We start from the raw sequence: 15758 nt of genomic DNA, 5'->3' as shown, positions 1-15758 counted from the left end.
GATTATATGCTTTTTCCAGTGTTAAAGCAACTCTTTTAATACTTCCTTCACAATTACAGTGTCCATGACATCCTGATGAAGTTCAATAGAAGCTTTCTCTTTCCATCCCTGATAAATCTCACTGCAATAGGATTCTTTTTCCTGCTCCGTCAGATACTCCTTCCAGTATTCCGTACCGTCTGCATCGTTATCACTGGTATGCTGTACTAGAAACCAGCCCTCCTCGGTTTCCACCGGATCAGAGATTTCTCCCACTTCCAGCGCTCTCGCCGCATCCAGCATCAATGGCTCCTGGCCATCCCCTTCATTGGTATTTCCCATACTGGATTCGATAGGTGTGAGACCTTCCGCTTCCGCTGATATTTTCAGGCTCCCTGTCTGTCTTGACTCTTCTGCCAAAGAATAAGCCAGTGCCGTACGTCTTGCTACCTCCTCCTCTGAAAATGGCGTGACGGTTCCCTCCTCATCCCTCAGTCCCGTAGTAGAAATCAATACATAACAGATACCTTCCCGATGATAATCTTCCTCTTTTAATTCTGGTTCATAATTCTCTGCAATGACCTCTGCTACTTTCTCTGAAAGACGAGTTTCAGCAAGCTTTTCTTTTACAAAATTCTCGTCCGCACCGGCAAATTCCAACAGCTTTTCATGATAATTTTCCATGAAATCTTTTGCCCGTGCCAGGATCTCCGTCTCATCCGCATCGGTAAGTGCCGCACCATATTCTTCCGCATGTTGGTTCATCAGATGAATCTGCACAATGGTATCCAGCACCTGCTCTTTCAGATTGTCTGCCAGGGTTGTTCCATCATCGGACACTTCCTGGCTCCACATGTCATCCCCGGCTTCTTCCAGATCATCCTTTTCCCAGATCATCTGATTCATCCGAATATAAAAATTCCACTCCCTGAGGCTGATCTCTTCTCCATTGATGGTAAATGCCGTCTGTTCCGCGTTATTTTCGGTGGCGGATGCCGATCCGCAGCCGCCCAGAAAAAGTGTCATACCTATAAATGCTGCAATCAGTCTTTTCATTTGGCCTCCTGTTCCTTCAGCAGTTCCATTTCCGCGAGTACCTCACCAGTGATTTCCAACAGGGAACCGGAAAATCTCCGTCTGCCGCCTTTTAACTGGCAGACAAACTGGGGCGGGTCTGTTTTACGGAAGGTCATGTTGCCGCCCATACGTTCCAAAAGCTCTGGAATCCGTTCCACACGGATCTTTGCTTTTTCATACATGGTCAGAGTCACGCGGTCAGGGCGGGTCTGCACTTCCTTAATATAAAGGCTGTGAGCTCTCCCCCGAAGAAGAGTAATCGCCAGAAGATTCATAACCGCAGTCGGCGGTTCTCCGAAACGATCAATCAGCTCTTCCAGCATATCATCCTTTTCTTCTTCCCCTTCAATGGCCGCGATCCGCCGGTAAATATCCAGCTTCAGCGCTTCATTTTTAATGTAAGAATCAGGAATAAATGCATCGATCTGAATATCCGCTACCGTCTCGAAATCGTCCTCATCCACAGCCTTATTGCCCTTTAACCTCAGAACTGCTTCATTTAACATTTTACAATATAGATTATAACCTACTGCCTGCATGTGTCCATGCTGCCGCTGACCCAGAAGTGTGCCGACGCCGCGAATCTCCATGTCACGCATGGCAATCTTGAAGCCACTTCCCAAATCAGAATATTCTCTGATGGCATGAAGACGCTTTTCTGCCACCTCTTTGAGCATCTTGTCTCTCTTATACATGAGAAATGCATAGGCTGTCCGGTTAGAACGGCCCACACGGCCTCTCAGCTGATACAACTGAGAAAGTCCCATGTTATCTGCATCGTGGATAATAATGGTATTTACATTGGAAATATCCATCCCGGTCTCGATGATGGTCGTCGCCACCAACACATCAATCTCTCCCTGAATGAAATCATACATAATCCGCTCCAGCTCATGTTCCTTCATCTGGCCGTGGGCAAACGCCACATTTGCCTCTGGTACCAGCGCCTGGATTCTGGCTGCAGTTTCTGCTATTGTTTCTACCCGGTTATAGACATAATATACCTGTCCTTCCCTGGCCAGCTCTCGGTGAATGGCTGCCCGTACCATCTCTTCATCATATTCACAAACATAGGTCTGGATGGGCATACGGTCCATGGGCGGTTCTTCCAGCACACTCATATCCCGAATTCCCGCAAGGCTCATGTGAAGGGTGCGGGGAATGGGCGTCGCTGTCAGGGTCAGTACATCGATATTGGTACGAAGCTTCTTGATCTTCTCCTTATCTGCTACACCGAATCGCTGTTCCTCGTCGATAATCAGAAGTCCCAGATCCTTGTATTCCACATCTTTGGAAAGCACCCGGTGGGTTCCAATGACAATGTCCACCAGACCCTTTTTCAAATCCTCTATGGTCTTCTTCTGTTGGGCTGGAGTCCGAAAACGGCAGAGAAGATCTACCCGCACCGGGAATTCCTTCATACGCTGAACAAAGGTATTATAATGCTGTTGGGCCAGAATAGTCGTTGGCACCAGATATACCACCTGGCGGCTTTCCTGCACTGCTTTGAACGCTGTACGAATTGCCACTTCCGTTTTTCCATAGCCTACGTCGCCGCAGACCAGACGGTCCATGATTTTCTCACTTTCCATATCATTTTTCGCATCCTGAATGGCACGCTGCTGATCTTCTGTCTCCTCATAAGGGAACAGTTCTTCAAACTCCCGCTGCCACACGGTATCCGGACCGTATACATAACCCTTCTCTGCCTGACGTGCCGCATAAAGTTCCACCAGATCTTTTGCAACTTCCTGTACAGCACCTTTTACTTTTGTCCGGGTCTTCTTCCAGTCTGCACCTCCAAGAGTATTAAGTCTCGGTGTCTTATTCGCCTCGGAGCTGCTATATTTCTGGATGGCATCCAGCTGGGTTGCCAGTATATAAAGGAAGGAACCCTTACTGTACTCGATTTTCATATAGTCCTTTACCGTGTGATCAACCTCGATTTTCTCGATACCGCGGTAAATGCCGAGACCATGATTTTCATGGACTACATAATCACCAACAGAAAGATCCGTAAAGCTTGCAATCTTCCGTCCTTCATAGGCCCGACGTTTTTTTCGGGCTTTTTTCTTTTCCTGACCAAAGACATCCGTCTCAGAAATCACGGCAAACCGAATGAGGGGATACTCGTATCCCCTCTTTACATTTCCATGGACTACCATGATCTCACCAGGCTGTACTACCCGCTCCGGATCCTCACTGTAAAATCCATTCAGATCTTCCTTTAAGAGGTCTTCTGCCAGTCGGCGCCCTCTGGTCCTAGATGCACAGAGCAGAATCACCCGGTACTTTTCCTTCTTCCAGCGTTTTAAGTCCTTGACCAGAAGTTCAAAATGATTGTTATAGGGTTGGACAGAACGGGTATCCATGCTGAACCGGTTATGAAATTCCAGCCGTCTTTCCGGCGTTTCCAATGTTCCCAATGCTGCTCCCCGCACATGATTGAGCCGGTGAATCATTTCTGCACAGGTGAAGATCTCTTTGGGCTGATTCTTGGGAATCTCGCCTTTTTCCATGCGGTTTTCATAATTTTGCAGATACTCTTTTTCTACAGTTTCGCCCCGCTCCAGCAGGCGGCCTCCCTCATCCAGAAAGACAAGAGAAGGAAAAAATTTCACATAATCAAGGAGGCTCACACCCTCGCAGTGTTGTTCCTCCGGGTTCAGCTCTGCCGCCGGATAGAGAGTCAGTTCATCCAGATTTTCCAGCGAGCGCTGGCTCTCCGCATCAAAGCTTCGGATAGAATCTACCTCGTCGTCCCACAGCTCCACGCGAACCGGGTACTCTTCTGTCAACGGATAAATATCAATGATGCCGCCGCGGATAGCAAACTGTCCCGGCATCTCCACTTGTCCGACCCGTTCATATCCCATACGAACCAGACGCAGTTTTACCGCTTCCGTCTCCAGTATACTGCCAACACCGATGTTCATGACAAAGCTTCTTAATTTTTCCAGTGGAAGCAACGGATCCATACAGCCATCCAGGGTCGTGACGATGACCGCCTCACCTTTTTCCAGCAGGCGGCTCACTGCCATCACCCGCTGCCGCAGCAATTCATTTCCCTGAATATCCGCATGAAAGAAAAGGAAATCCTTCGCCGGATAATAAAAGACCTCTTCTTTCAGTGTCTGATATTCCTCAAAAATTTCCTTTGCTTTTAACTCGCTGTAGGTAAGGATCAGCTTCACCGGGTAATCCCGGCCAAGTCCGTACATCAGATGGGTTTTCTGGGAATCCACGCAGCCGGTAATCAACTGCAGCCCTCCCTCTTTCTTCATCGCCTCCCTGATCTGATCGAAGGCTTCCATCTGAAGCAGCGGTTCATAAAATGTGTTCATGAAATCCCCCTAATTACCTATTAAAATCGTTCATTGCTTTCTCCGGTCCGTCGGTCAGCATAACTGCAGCTGCCTCCACGGCCCGCTCCCAGGATTCTTTCACCAGCACTTCGTCTTCCTTCGAAAATCCGCTCAGTACATAGTCTGCCAGATCCCATCCTTCCGGCTTCTCTCCCACACCCACACGGATCCGCGGGAATACCTGAGTCCCCAGATGCTGAATGATATTTTTAATGCCGTTGTGTCCTCCTGCACTTCCTTTTTTTCGAATCCGCAAATGACCAGGGGGCAGAGAAATATCATCATAAATAACAATGAATTCCGTCTCCGGGTCAATTTTATAAAAATCTACTGCATCCCGGATGCTCTCCCCGCTCAAGTTCATAAAGGTCTGGGGCTTTAAAAGAAGCACCTTCACCCCCTCAATGATACCGGTTCCGCAGATAGCTTTGTGCTTTTTCTGGTTCATTTCTATATGATATTTATCGGCCAGCAGATCAATGACCTGAAAGCCCATATTATGTTTGGTCTTCTCGTATTTTCCGCCTGGATTTCCCAGACCTGCAATAATATACATGATTCACTCCTCAGTTTTTCCTTATTATCCTTCGATCATTCCTGAAATCACATCCCTGGAAAGATCCTCTCCAATGACGATCAACACCTGCTGCCCCGCCGTCACCGGACCAACCGTCATACTGCGGGGAGTGGCATTTAACTCCATCCACTGTTCCTCCTGCTGCCAGAATCCTTTTACTCGAAGAACTTCTCCCGCTTCTGTCGATGCAAATAGCTGCTCCACGATTTTTTTAAGCTTTTTTTCATCCATCTGTAAGTTCAAAAAACTCAGAGAGGAAAATACTGCTTCCTTCTGAAATCCCAGTTTTGCAAAGTCCTCCATCACATAGCCGGAATTTTTAATTTGCTCAAAATCCACATCTGTCAGATGATCCCAGTCTTTGCTTATGATCTCCTGCCCAAACCGACGGCTGCATTTCACCAGCTCCATGGAACGATTGATATGAGCAACCGTCTCTTTCTGCTGTGTCTCAGATACCAGCTGGCTTCTGCTCAGGATCACACAGCCTGCATCTGCCACTTCCGATGCCAGTAAATATTCCTCGTCTCTGGAAAGTTCCGATTCCAGTCCTGCATCCACCACCGCAATGACGCTGCCGATTTCATACCACTGATCCAGTGGTTCCTCCCGAAGCGCATCAAAGAACTCGTCCACATCAAAGATGCCGGACGGTTCCACTAAGACACGGTCATAACCGCACATTCCCATGGCAATGAGTTTTGTCTTAAATCTCCTCCGGTGGCAGTCTGCATCACATCCGCCGGAAACCATCTCAAGCTCACAATGGTCTCCTTCCAGATCCTTTAACATCATCATATCCACATTCACTGCGCCAAAATCATTTTCCAGAATTCCGATATTCTGGCCCTGATCCAGAAGATAGCGGGCATATTTTTTCAAGAAAGTGGTCTTACCGGCTCCTAAGAATCCGGTAATCAGATCAATCTTAATCATGGCTGTTCCTCTTCCTACTTATGCATCAGACCTGGAGTAAGCATTCTTCATCTGATTGCTCAGTTCATAGAGCACTTTATTCAGCGTGGACGCTGTCTCTTTTTTGAGCATCTCCGCAATCTTCTGATTTGCCTCTGCCTTCAGCTTCATCTGCTTTGCCGGATCCTGTTCCTGCTCAAGCAGTTCGTCATATTCATTGATCAGCGCGTGGCCTTTTGCCATGACGTTCTCCTGATACCGCTCAATATGGAAAATGGAAGTGCGGTAAGACGCATCTGCCATGGCCGCAATCATTCGGCTGCACCAGTAAAGGTTATCGGTGGAAACCTCTGCCGTCGTATTGGACAGATAATCCGGCGTCTCCTCCACATCTGCATAGAAGGGTGCCAGTACATTAAATGCATTGGAGGCAAATGCCACCCACTCGATGGTGCTGTGATATTTCTTCTGATCCGGACGCATCTGAATGACAGACACAAAGTCGTTCCTGTTAATACCGATAGAACGGTAAGCGCCCTTCATGGTTTTGTCGCCATAAGGGGCATAGGGATCATAGGGAGTTCCCTGAAAATGAGAAGACAGCACGTATTTTACGTCCTCCACGGTAATTTTCTTCTCCGGCACCATGCACCAGGGCAGATCGTCAGATACCGGTGTATACTCTGCATCCGGACCGTCCCAGTTCCAGGTCGTCGGATTCAGATAACGCTCCATGAACCAGGCACGGGGTGTATTGTAAACATGGTCTGCATCATCATGGCTTCCAAAGGCGTCTCTCGGATTGAGCATGCCATCCTGGGACAGATCCAGATGGTATTTCCGGATAAATTCTCTCATGTCTGCGGAACACAGATGCTCCTTCTGCGCACCGAAGGCATCCTCCAGATCGAAAGCATCAATGCCCAGCTGGTTCGGCATCACCACATACACCTCATCCGGCACTTTTCTCGCAATCCAGTGATGTCCTCCAATGGTCTCCAGCCACCAGATTTCGTCCTGATCCTGGAACGCAATGCCGTTCATTTCATAAGTTCCGTACTGCTCCAGCAGACTTCCCAGACGCTGCACACCTTCCCGTGCGCTGTGAATGTAGGGAAGTACCAGATATACAATATCTTCCTCACCGATGCCGCCTTCTACCAGCGGATCTGCTCCTAGCACCCTTGGATTGGATGTAATGGTCTCTGTGGCGGTCATTCCTACATGGGCTTCATTGACACCGCTGGCTGCCCAGATGCCTTCTCCTTCCAGCGCATTGGGCATGGAAGTGTAGCGCATAGGATGTTCCGGCAGCGGAATCTCCACATGAGAAATCACAGATTTATAATGTTTCTGCTGCTCCTCTGGATGAACTACCACGAATTTCTTCGGAGTAAATCTTCCGGAACAGGAATCGTCATTTCTGGCAATCATGGTAGAGCCATCATAAGAGGCATTTTTTCCAATTAATATAGTAGTACAAGGCATAGTTTCTGCCCTCCTTTTCTTCTTATGCTCCTATCATACAACATTTTTCCATTTCCGGCACCTGTTGTTTTTCTACAGATTTGTTTTCTGCGGAAGATCTGCCTCGAAGATCAAAGGTCTCCTGTGGGAAGGCGATGGTTTCCTGCTCCTTTACAAACGTGTAGAATCCGAGCATTTCACATGGCCGCGGTCATCCGATGATCTCAGATCCATGTCTGCAGAACAGTTCCACTGGCCGATGTCGTGCCCGTCTCCGTACGGACATTTTTCAATTCAAGAGAACGCCGCAGACGGTCTTTCCTATAAAGTGAAAAAAGCACCAACCATTTCTGATTGATGCTTTCAAATTATTTTGTACCACTTGTGTATCATCATCCGGAATATATAGAACAAGATAATTGTCTACTGGCGCTACACGTAGCCCTCGACTTTTCCATGGTTCCAATTCATATTGTCGATATCTCGACCACCGTAGAATATTCGTACTACTGTAACTGTCCTTTTCTCGTCATCAACCAGATAATACACAATAAAGTTGTCTACCGGAAGCTGATGCATTTTCATCGAATGCCAAGGCTCCCAGTCAACTAACGCATAGCGAGCTGGCATGAAATCCAATGAACGAACCTCTTTTCGGATACGGCTCAGCTGAGCAGAAGCAGTCTCCGGAACAAGGAGTTCATTCGCAATGTAGGAATAGATTTCACGTAAGTCATCAAGTGCATCTACAGAATAGCCGACTTTATAGCTATCTGTCATATGCCAAACTCCTTTGCAAGTGCCGCATCGACTTCATCCGCAGAATATACCTTTCCTGCTTTGATGGAATCAACACCCTTCTGGAGTTCTGCATCAAGTTGTTCTCTGGTCATTGCGCCAACAGCTAATGGCTTAGAAGAAGGAAGTTTCAGTTCAAACGGCATACCCTTCTTCAGTACAATTTGACTATAAAGCATCTGAATTGCACTGGATGGAGAAATGCCAAGCTGAGAAAGAATACTCTCAGCATTATCCTTGAGATTGGTATCTATTCTTGCATAAACAGCGGATGTATTTGCCATAGTATCGCCTCCTTTTTCTTTATTATATTCGCTTTTGCTTGCGATCGCAAGCATTTGCATAGATTATTTTATGACGAAACTTTGAATTTTATACGCCCTTTGCGGCAGAAAGGAATATTTATGGGATTTTTATCAGGACTGTTTCACTCAAAAGACAAGACCACCAACAGCACCAATGGCAGTGCCTATCGCTTTCTCTTTGGTGGAAGTAACTCCGGCAAAGCCGTCAATGAAAGAAGCGCCATGCAGATGACTGCAGTCTATGCCTGCGTCAGGATTGCATTATACTCCGACACTTGAATCAAATACTTAAAAGTTCTATTACCAAAACATAATAATCTTTTTCACATAACGTTATATATTTATTATTTTTTGTATTATATATTTTACATTTTGTTTGATATATCATATAATACATATAGAAAGGAGGTTATATAAATGAAAAATATGCGTCTTAAATTAGCGCGCGTTGAGATGAATCTTTCTCAAGAAGAACTGGCTGCCAAAGTTAATGTTACACGCCCTACTATCAACTTACTAGAAGGCGGAAAGTTTAATCCCAGTCTTCAGCTTTGTATTCGGATATGTAAAGTACTTAACAAAACATTAAACGATTTATTTTGGGAGGAGGACAACTTATGAAAACCACCATTCACTGTGATGAAAGGATCACAAATATTCGGCACACAATTTATGTTAAACTTTTTTGGGGTATAATTATAGCAAATGAACTTACTTATCTACTAGATTATTTTTTTAAAACAAGCTTAAACGGTTGGGTTATTCCATTAGCGCCTGATGTGTTAATCATTTGGATGTCAATAAAAGGAGTTCTTTTTAATGGAACCCAACATTTTCCACTCTGGTGTTGGCTATTTGCACTATGCTATTCTAGTTTAAATACTATTATCGTTTTTGTTGAGAGTTTCCAAATTGATACTGTTTTCTATCTTGAACAGATTAATCAAAGAATTATTGTCTCCTTAATATTTCTAACTGTTTATTTCCTTGGAGTATTGTTATTTTTTTACATTTCTTATCGTATTGCTATAAGAAAAATTAAAAAACTTTCTACTGACATCTAATTATGTAAAATTAAATGATTATCAATCCCACATTCTTCTTTTAATAAAGCGATAAGGTTTCCCCTTATCGCTTTACATTGAAATTAATAATAAGAGTGCTGCTTAATGCTTATTTTCTATAACACAGTTTTAAACTTTTTAATTATCCAATTCTACGACATGCAGCTCCACAATATTCTGTTATGATTTACACATACAAGAACTTTAGAAAAAGCACTGGGGGGGAATAAAGCATTGAAGTGTAAATTATCAATTCAGGAAAAACTAAAAGATTTAAGAATAGAAAAAGGCCTGTCTCTGCAAAAATTGTCAGAGCAGACCGGAATATCCAGAGCATCACTGGGAAATTATGAAACAGATGATTACAAAGAAATCTCTCACAAGGCCATCATCACACTTGCGGATTTTTATGGAGTAACATCAGACTATCTTCTGGGACTTACTGAAAATAGAGAACAACATCTATTTCCTATAGATGAACTTGGACTGGATGATGAAACTGTAGATTTACTAAAAAGTGGGAAGCTTAATGTCAGATTGATTTGTGAAATGATTAAGCACCCGGATTTTATAAATTTTCTTTCGGACATGGAAATCTACGTTGATAATCTTGCCGGAATGCAATTTCGAAACATCAACAAAATGATTGAACAGACAAGAGTTCGGCTTCAAAATAAAGGCATTTCCGATGAAGACCATTACATGAAAACTTTAGAAGCTGCAACTATATCTGAAGACAACTACTTTAACAATCTCCTTGGAAATGACGTAGTAAAAATTGCAAAAGATATAAGAGATGCACATAGCAAAGACGCAGAAACCGGTGAAGCTACTACGCCTGTTGACGATATACTTGACTCATTTGAGGAATTAAAAACTGCAGACAATGCCACTCAGGCTCAAATGGTTATGTACAGCAAACTTTTCAAAATCAATTTTACCAAAATGGATCCATACGAGTTCAAGACCTTTACAGACATTTTGCAACGCTACTCAGACCTCTGCAAACCAGTTAAGGGAAATGGACGTGGCAAGAAGAAAAAGTAATGCTATCAACACTATTGACTAGTAAAGCTTATCTCAACCTTGGCTCCACTAGTCTCATTGGAATTAGCAAGAACAATCTTTCCTCCGTGCTCCTCAGCTACTTTTTTCGCAAAGAACAATCCTATGCCATAATGAGAGCCGCCGGTTCTGCTAGAATCATCCATGAAAAATTGCTCTGTGCCATGGGCAAGCCCTTCAGGCGTAAAGCCACTTCCGCAATCCTCAACGGTAAAGGCAAGTTCTCCGTCGCTGTAAGTAACTGTAATATTTATCACACTGCCCTTGGGCGTGTGCTCAGCAGCATTTCTCACAACATTCATGACAGCCCTGACAACATGATCGTACACGACGCTTATAACAGAGTCGCTATTTTCACTTTCCAATTCTTCCTTCCAGTTAATCTGATGCTGATAAACTTCCGATAGTCCCAAGGTCTGCTTTTTGATATCAGCCAGAACATCATAGACATTCACGTTAACAGGTGCCTGCGAAATCCCCTCCTGAGACTTCGTAACTTCTATGAGAGTCTGCACATAATTCTGAATCTGAAGTACGCTTCCTGAAATATAGTCCGCATAATTCTTCTGTTCATCCGTAAGCTCTGTCTCTAATAAAAGCTCGGAATTGCCACGTACCACCGTAAGAGGCGTCTTGATGTCATGGGCAAGCGCTGACATCTGCCTGTTCTTTTCCTGCTCGGTCTCCCACTGCTTCTGAAGTGAAGTCTTAAGCGCATATCGCATATCATCAAGCGCCACCAAACATTCATCAATCTCACGAACACCTGAATAATTGATTTCAAAATCCAAATTTCTGTCGCCAATCTGCACTAAAGCCCCCCTCATGGGAGCCATCTTCTTTCTGATTCTATATCCGAATCTCTTTGCAAAAATCTGCATAATTCCGATACAGCAGAAAAGAACGAACAACATCAAAAGTATTTCCGGGTTTGGCATATGTTCATTCATCCACAAAGATTTATACTGAGGCTTAAGTCTATACTGCAAGACAACATATTCATCCGTCCGGGGAATAACTTTATAATATTTGCCATCGCTATAATTCTTATTTGCTAATACCTTCCGTGCTGTTTCCACATCCTTTTCGCCAAGATTGCCAGAGATTACTTCCCCATCCTCTGAAAAAACAACATAATGACATACATCAGGAATTATATCCTCTGTCACTTCGTTTGCTGTTTCAATCTGTTCAAAGACTTCATTTATTCTATATTCCGCGTAGTTAGCCGGGTATATAGCACCAATATTGATAAGCACGCTAAAAGCAAAATAAGAAATGATAACCCATATAACGAGTGCAAATCCCATTAAAAAAATATAGGCCTCGAACATACTTCCAAGACCCAGCGTACCTCTCTTGTTTTTTTTATTCTTACTCTTTACTCTTCCCATTTATATCCAATCCCCCAAACTGTCTTAATTGGCATATACTCGAAGCTTGAAAGCTTTGTTCTAATATTTTTGATATGTGTAATGATTGTGCTATCGCTACTCTCACTGTCGTAACCTAACACCTTTTCCAATATCTGTTCCTTTGAAAAAATCTGTCCGCGGTTCTTTGCCAAAAACTCGCATATGTCATACTCTGCCTTTGTAAGACTTATTTCCTTTTCATCAATCATCATCTTTCGTGCTTCAAGCATAAAGCATATTCTGCCAAGAGCAAGTCTTGCCACATGCTCACGTTTTTCTCTTCGAAGGTGTGCTCCAATCCTTGCACGAAGCTCCATTACTCCGAAGGGCTTACAGATATAATCATCTGCACCAAGGGCAAGTCCATTTACAAGACTTCCCTCATCCGTCTTTGCAGTGATAAATAAAATCGGACAATCAACCACATTTCTTATCTTCGAGCAAAGCTCAAAACCGTCAATTCCAGGCATCATCACGTCCAGTAATATTAGGTCGAAGTGTGAGAGCTTATCCATCTCAATTTTCGTAGGTTCATCAATTTTTGTAACGGTGTGAGAGTCTTTAACAAGAATACTCTCAATCATGTTTAAAATGGCTTTTTCGTCGTCAACCGCAAGTATGTTTGCCATATTCTTTTTTCATCCTCTATTTCATTATATTTGAAGCTGATTATTCAAATATTTTACTACCCTCATAGTTTGTAGCAAAAGCAAAATATCCTGCAAAGCATACAGCAACAACTACCAGGTAAATCGGTGCATGCGACTTTATTTCAGAAAGTGCTCCCCTATCCGCAAGCTCGTATGCAAGGAATGTTTCAGGAATTCTGGCTGTCCATGAAAGTGGTACAATCTTCCAGACATACATTCCAATATCAGTAAGGAAAAGTGCACTGATAAGTCCCGAAATCAAACCTGCACCTATTGCAAAAGCTTTTCCAAAAACAAATGCAAAAATCTCAAATATCAGATAAAGTGGGATTGCGGAAAGCCACATCACAAGGACTGCTCTAACAAAAAGCCCCATTGAAGCGATACTATGTCCATGTATCATGTTAAAGCCAAATCCGAATATAACCGCCGTAAACAACAAGGCAAAGAGACCAAACACAAGTAATGTCACTACCTTAGAAAAGAGCGCTGCTGTCCTACTTCTTAAAGTAAGAAGATTTTGGAATGCCCCGGCATTTTGCTCCTGCTCCATTGTACTAGCAATGAATATTCCAATCAATACAGGAAATGCAGATCCAAGAGTCTCATAAAAAGCAGTTATCTTATCTGTTTCATTCCATCCGGAAATCGCATAATAAGCAAGAAACACTGCACTTACCACAATCGGGATTATAATATGAGCAATTATTACGGAACTTCTTTTCATCTTATAAAAATCTGCGCGAAGACATCTGGTAAACATTATTATTTCACCTCTCTTTTTTCAAACCAGTTAAGGTATAGATAAGTTAAAAGCATAAAATGGGCGAGTGCAATAAGAATTCCAGGAAGAATTACGAAGGAACTAAGAAGTGGTTCCCCTGCCTGCGCTCTCAATCCATTTGGAAGTACATGCAAAAGCGGCGTAACAACTCTCATGGATATCGCAGAGACCAGTATAAACCATTTTTCTGAAGGTGCTACGATAATTCCAAGCACATTTATAAACAGACAAACCATAAGTTCTACTACCATTCCAAATTTTTCACTTAAGAATAAGAACAGTGGTATCTGCCAAAGCTCTGTGATAGTTAGAACGACAACCGTTATAGCTGCTCCAATTACAGGAATACTTGTTGTTAAAATAGCTCCCCCCACGGTAGCTCCTGCAAAAAGTACTACATTTGATACAAGAACAAGGATTCCAAGATAAGCAATTTTCCCAAGCATCAGTTTTCTTTTTTCCATTGGAAGAGTCTTGATATTGTAGTATCCGTTTTTCTTTTCTCTAATTACAGAAAGGTAGCTTACGATAGCAATCATACCAGGAAGAAGAAGTACATACCACCAGTTCCATGCGCTCTCTGCGTAGGCATTGGTCATTCCTAACGTAAGCACAAATGCCATTACAAGTGTAATTATTGGGAATACAACTATGAGTTTACTACTCATAGTTCTCTTTGATTTTAAAAATTCCGCTCTTATTATATTAGTCATTGCTTTAGTCCTTTCATCTAATCTGTCAGATAGTTAGTAATTTACGTTCTTTATTCGATATTCTGAAGCTTACGATTTTTCTTAATAACATCCATAAAGAGCTCTTCAAGATTCTGTCCCGGAAGAAGCTTACCTTCATATCCAAGTACTCCGTCTGAGATTATTCCGATATAATCAGCACACATTTGAACCTCTGAGAGAATATGGCTTGACAAAATCACGGTAATTCCCTGCTCAGGGAAGGTTTTTATAAGTTCTCTAAGCTCTTCAATTCCGATTGGGTCAAGTCCGTTTGTAGGCTCATCCAGAATAAGGAGCTTGGGATTTGCAAGAAGTGCAAGTGCGATTCCAAGTCTTTGCTTCATTCCCAGCGAAAACTGACCAGCCTTCTTTTTTCCTGTATTTGTAAGTGAAACTGTTTTTAAAACTTCATCGATTCGGCTCTTTGCCACCCCAAGAAGAATAGCTCTTACTTCAAGATTCTCTCTTGCTGTAAGATTTTCATAGATTGGAGGATTTTCGATGAGTGCTCCAATCTCTTCAAGAATTGCTCTGCTCCATGGCTTTCCGTCATAGATTATCTCACCATCTGTAGGCTTCATGATTCCGGTTATCATCTTTAGTATTGTCGACTTTCCTGCTCCGTTTGGTCCAAGGAGGCCATATACACAACCCTTTGGTATATTCAGCGATACTTTATTTACCGCCTTCTGATCTTTAAATGTCTTACAAAGTTCGTTAGTTTTAAGCATCATTTCCATTATTTTTCCCTTTCCTTTACCTATATATAAATTTGTTTTTTATTTTGTTGCCATAGATATTTTTCAATCTGAAAACAGATTACAAAGAAAAAATAAAGATTTGATGAAGATTATTAGAAAAGCTTTCATATATCCATAAATAATTTGTCGCAAAAAATTAGAGGCACTCTATAAAAGAATGCCTCTTTTTATCATATCATCTTAAAATACTTAAGTGCTTCTGTGATAGCTTTCTCCTTTTCCGGAGTTGTACCCGGTCGTCTACTATTCTCTGATTTTGGCCTATTGTAATTCTCTCTTTCTATAATTCCATACTTCTGTTTCACCTGTGCAATGTTCAGGTTTGTTACATGGAATCCGTAGTGCTCCTGCACCCATTCCTCGATTTCTTTGTATGTAGCCTTCGTCTCAGCACTTGTCGCATCAATCTCATCCAGATTAATCTCAATCTCGATATGATCATCCGGTTTTTGTTGGGACAGAAGAACTACCGTCTCCACATGCAACGGCATCTTTGTTGGAACACACATTTTCTGCCTCGTGTTCTTCAAAAGAACACATATTATTATCATTCAACAAGTCATGATTATCGCTCATTTTTAAGCTCCTCCTTGTTGTCTACACAGCCTTTTCACAAAGATTCATATATTGGTCTCTGGCATATGGTATGCTTCTATCATCCATACCCTTTAGTACAAATGTCAGCTTATACGGATCAGCTGTGCCATCCTCTTCCATATCACCGACAACGACTTTCTCCACAATGCTTTCAAATACTACTCTGTCAAATTCATCAAGTACATCAGCCCCTTTAAGCTTCTGC

Annotated in this window: 18 protein-coding genes and 2 pseudogenes; 5 read left to right on the top strand and 15 right to left on the bottom strand. The window is 42.9% G+C overall.

Annotation, left to right across the window (positions count from 1 at the left end; genetic code table 11):
• Positions 1-21: 21 nt before the first annotated feature.
• Genes ACZMB2_RS07365 through ACZMB2_RS07340 form a run of 6 tightly spaced genes read right to left on the bottom strand, consistent with a single transcriptional unit; the run spans position 22 to position 7576 of the window.
• The gene (locus ACZMB2_RS07365) at positions 22-1035 is read right to left on the bottom strand and encodes a SurA N-terminal domain-containing protein (protein ID WP_487596207.1); all 1014 of its coding nucleotides are present in this window, start codon (positions 1033-1035) and stop codon (positions 22-24) included.
• On the bottom strand, positions 1032-4400 hold the full coding sequence (mfd, locus tag ACZMB2_RS07360) for a transcription-repair coupling factor (RefSeq protein WP_487596206.1): 3369 nt from the start codon (positions 4398-4400) through the stop codon (positions 1032-1034). Before mfd ends, ACZMB2_RS07365 begins: the two co-directional genes overlap by 4 nt.
• Positions 4401-4413: 13 nt before the next feature.
• Positions 4414-4977, bottom strand: a complete 564-nt coding sequence (pth, locus tag ACZMB2_RS07355) for an aminoacyl-tRNA hydrolase (RefSeq protein ID WP_487596205.1) — start codon at positions 4975-4977, stop codon at positions 4414-4416.
• A 24-nt stretch (positions 4978-5001) separates the two neighbouring features.
• A complete protein-coding gene (locus ACZMB2_RS07350; protein ID WP_487596204.1) occupies positions 5002-5934 on the bottom strand; it encodes a GTP-binding protein in 933 nt (310 codons plus the stop codon).
• Between the two features lie 18 nt (positions 5935-5952).
• Positions 5953-7401 (bottom strand): C69 family dipeptidase, encoded by a 1449-nt coding sequence (locus ACZMB2_RS07345; RefSeq protein WP_487596203.1) that lies wholly within the window; start codon positions 7399-7401, stop codon positions 5953-5955.
• A gap of 22 nt (positions 7402-7423) precedes the next feature.
• Positions 7424-7576 carry a hypothetical protein gene (locus ACZMB2_RS07340; RefSeq protein WP_487596274.1) on the bottom strand — a complete coding sequence of 51 codons (153 nt, stop codon included), beginning with the start codon at positions 7574-7576 and terminating at the stop codon, positions 7424-7426.
• On the opposite strand from ACZMB2_RS07340, the gene tnpB reads away from it, so the two are divergent.
• Positions 7511-7738 carry an IS66 family insertion sequence element accessory protein TnpB gene (gene tnpB / locus ACZMB2_RS07335; RefSeq protein WP_487596271.1) on the top strand — a complete coding sequence of 76 codons (228 nt, stop codon included), beginning with the start codon at positions 7511-7513 and terminating at the stop codon, positions 7736-7738. The genes ACZMB2_RS07340 and tnpB overlap by 66 nt on opposite strands.
• A gap of 74 nt (positions 7739-7812) precedes the next feature.
• On the opposite strand, the gene ACZMB2_RS07330 is transcribed toward tnpB, so the two are convergent.
• Together ACZMB2_RS07330 and ACZMB2_RS07325 are read right to left on the bottom strand one after the other, a co-directional pair.
• Complete coding sequence (locus ACZMB2_RS07330) at positions 7813-8160, bottom strand: type II toxin-antitoxin system RelE/ParE family toxin (protein WP_487596202.1); 348 nt, start codon at positions 8158-8160, stop codon at positions 7813-7815.
• Positions 8157-8462 carry a type II toxin-antitoxin system RelB/DinJ family antitoxin gene (locus tag ACZMB2_RS07325; RefSeq protein ID WP_009587702.1) on the bottom strand — a complete coding sequence of 102 codons (306 nt, stop codon included), beginning with the start codon at positions 8460-8462 and terminating at the stop codon, positions 8157-8159. The genes ACZMB2_RS07330 and ACZMB2_RS07325 overlap by 4 nt, the downstream gene beginning before the upstream one ends.
• Positions 8463-8582: 120 nt before the next feature.
• On the opposite strand from ACZMB2_RS07325, the pseudogene ACZMB2_RS07320 reads away from it, so the two are divergent.
• The 4 genes and pseudogenes from ACZMB2_RS07320 to ACZMB2_RS07305 all read left to right on the top strand — a co-directional run.
• Positions 8583-8741, top strand: a pseudogene (locus tag ACZMB2_RS07320) (phage portal protein); the annotation flags it as partial.
• 159 nt (positions 8742-8900) lie between these two features.
• Positions 8901-9104 carry a helix-turn-helix transcriptional regulator gene (locus tag ACZMB2_RS07315; RefSeq protein ID WP_007886509.1) on the top strand — a complete coding sequence of 68 codons (204 nt, stop codon included), beginning with the start codon at positions 8901-8903 and terminating at the stop codon, positions 9102-9104.
• A complete protein-coding gene (locus ACZMB2_RS07310; protein ID WP_015516358.1) occupies positions 9101-9547 on the top strand; it encodes a hypothetical protein in 447 nt (148 codons plus the stop codon). The genes ACZMB2_RS07315 and ACZMB2_RS07310 overlap by 4 nt, the downstream gene beginning before the upstream one ends.
• A 234-nt stretch (positions 9548-9781) precedes the next feature.
• The gene (locus ACZMB2_RS07305) at positions 9782-10594 is read left to right on the top strand and encodes a helix-turn-helix domain-containing protein (RefSeq protein WP_487596201.1); all 813 of its coding nucleotides are present in this window, start codon (positions 9782-9784) and stop codon (positions 10592-10594) included.
• A gap of 11 nt (positions 10595-10605) precedes the next feature.
• Here the strand turns inward: ACZMB2_RS07305 and ACZMB2_RS07300 are convergent, their stop codons facing one another.
• From ACZMB2_RS07300 to ACZMB2_RS07270, 7 genes and pseudogenes are all read right to left on the bottom strand, one after another.
• Complete coding sequence (locus tag ACZMB2_RS07300; RefSeq protein ID WP_487596200.1) at positions 10606-12006, bottom strand: HAMP domain-containing sensor histidine kinase; 1401 nt, start codon at positions 12004-12006, stop codon at positions 10606-10608.
• Positions 11994-12656: a response regulator transcription factor gene (locus ACZMB2_RS07295; RefSeq protein ID WP_262575041.1), complete on the bottom strand. Its 663-nt coding sequence runs from the start codon at positions 12654-12656 to the stop codon at positions 11994-11996. The genes ACZMB2_RS07300 and ACZMB2_RS07295 overlap by 13 nt, the downstream gene beginning before the upstream one ends.
• A gap of 40 nt (positions 12657-12696) precedes the next feature.
• Positions 12697-13440 (bottom strand): lantibiotic immunity ABC transporter MutG family permease subunit, encoded by a 744-nt coding sequence (locus ACZMB2_RS07290; RefSeq protein WP_487596199.1) that lies wholly within the window; start codon positions 13438-13440, stop codon positions 12697-12699.
• A gap of 2 nt (positions 13441-13442) precedes the next feature.
• Positions 13443-14174, bottom strand: coding sequence for a lantibiotic immunity ABC transporter MutE/EpiE family permease subunit (locus tag ACZMB2_RS07285; protein WP_412657309.1), 732 nt, complete (start codon positions 14172-14174; stop codon positions 13443-13445).
• Positions 14175-14224: 50 nt separating this feature from the next.
• Positions 14225-14935, bottom strand: coding sequence for a lantibiotic protection ABC transporter ATP-binding protein (locus ACZMB2_RS07280; protein WP_487596198.1), 711 nt, complete (start codon positions 14933-14935; stop codon positions 14225-14227).
• A 191-nt stretch (positions 14936-15126) separates the two neighbouring features.
• Positions 15127-15447: an RNA methyltransferase gene (locus ACZMB2_RS07275; protein WP_487596197.1), complete on the bottom strand. Its 321-nt coding sequence runs from the start codon at positions 15445-15447 to the stop codon at positions 15127-15129.
• A gap of 106 nt (positions 15448-15553) precedes the next feature.
• Positions 15554-15758: pseudogene (locus tag ACZMB2_RS07270) on the bottom strand (recombinase family protein); the annotation flags it as partial.

Source organism: Hominiventricola sp. (assembly GCF_057604405.1).
Note: the sequence above shows the minus strand (reverse complement) of the source record. Positions and strands in the feature narration are given on the sequence as shown.

What these genes read in the sequence shown, in the direction of transcription:
- ACZMB2_RS07280 (WP_487596198.1), bottom strand. Translation starts at nt 14,935, where the DNA reads ATGGAAATGATGCTTAAAACTAACGAACTTTGTAAGACATTTAAAGAT.
- pth (WP_487596205.1), bottom strand. Translation starts at nt 4,977, where the DNA reads ATGTATATTATTGCAGGTCTGGGAAATCCAGGCGGAAAATACGAGAAG.
- ACZMB2_RS07285 (WP_412657309.1), bottom strand. Translation starts at nt 14,174, where the DNA reads ATGACTAATATAATAAGAGCGGAATTTTTAAAATCAAAGAGAACTATG.
- ACZMB2_RS07300 (WP_487596200.1), bottom strand. Translation starts at nt 12,006, where the DNA reads ATGGGAAGAGTAAAGAGTAAGAATAAAAAAAACAAGAGAGGTACGCTG.
- ACZMB2_RS07275 (WP_487596197.1), bottom strand. Translation starts at nt 15,447, where the DNA reads ATGCCGTTGCATGTGGAGACGGTAGTTCTTCTGTCCCAACAAAAACCG.
- mfd (WP_487596206.1), bottom strand. Translation starts at nt 4,400, where the DNA reads ATGAACACATTTTATGAACCGCTGCTTCAGATGGAAGCCTTCGATCAG.
- ACZMB2_RS07365 (WP_487596207.1), bottom strand. Translation starts at nt 1,035, where the DNA reads ATGAAAAGACTGATTGCAGCATTTATAGGTATGACACTTTTTCTGGGC.
- ACZMB2_RS07290 (WP_487596199.1), bottom strand. Translation starts at nt 13,440, where the DNA reads ATGTTTACCAGATGTCTTCGCGCAGATTTTTATAAGATGAAAAGAAGT.
- ACZMB2_RS07340 (WP_487596274.1), bottom strand. Translation starts at nt 7,576, where the DNA reads ATGCTCGGATTCTACACGTTTGTAAAGGAGCAGGAAACCATCGCCTTC.
- ACZMB2_RS07345 (WP_487596203.1), bottom strand. Translation starts at nt 7,401, where the DNA reads ATGCCTTGTACTACTATATTAATTGGAAAAAATGCCTCTTATGATGGC.
- ACZMB2_RS07330 (WP_487596202.1), bottom strand. Translation starts at nt 8,160, where the DNA reads ATGACAGATAGCTATAAAGTCGGCTATTCTGTAGATGCACTTGATGAC.
- ACZMB2_RS07350 (WP_487596204.1), bottom strand. Translation starts at nt 5,934, where the DNA reads ATGATTAAGATTGATCTGATTACCGGATTCTTAGGAGCCGGTAAGACC.
- ACZMB2_RS07295 (WP_262575041.1), bottom strand. Translation starts at nt 12,656, where the DNA reads ATGGCAAACATACTTGCGGTTGACGACGAAAAAGCCATTTTAAACATG.
- ACZMB2_RS07310 (WP_015516358.1), top strand. Translation starts at nt 9,101, where the DNA reads ATGAAAACCACCATTCACTGTGATGAAAGGATCACAAATATTCGGCAC.
- ACZMB2_RS07315 (WP_007886509.1), top strand. Translation starts at nt 8,901, where the DNA reads ATGAAAAATATGCGTCTTAAATTAGCGCGCGTTGAGATGAATCTTTCT.
- ACZMB2_RS07325 (WP_009587702.1), bottom strand. Translation starts at nt 8,462, where the DNA reads ATGGCAAATACATCCGCTGTTTATGCAAGAATAGATACCAATCTCAAG.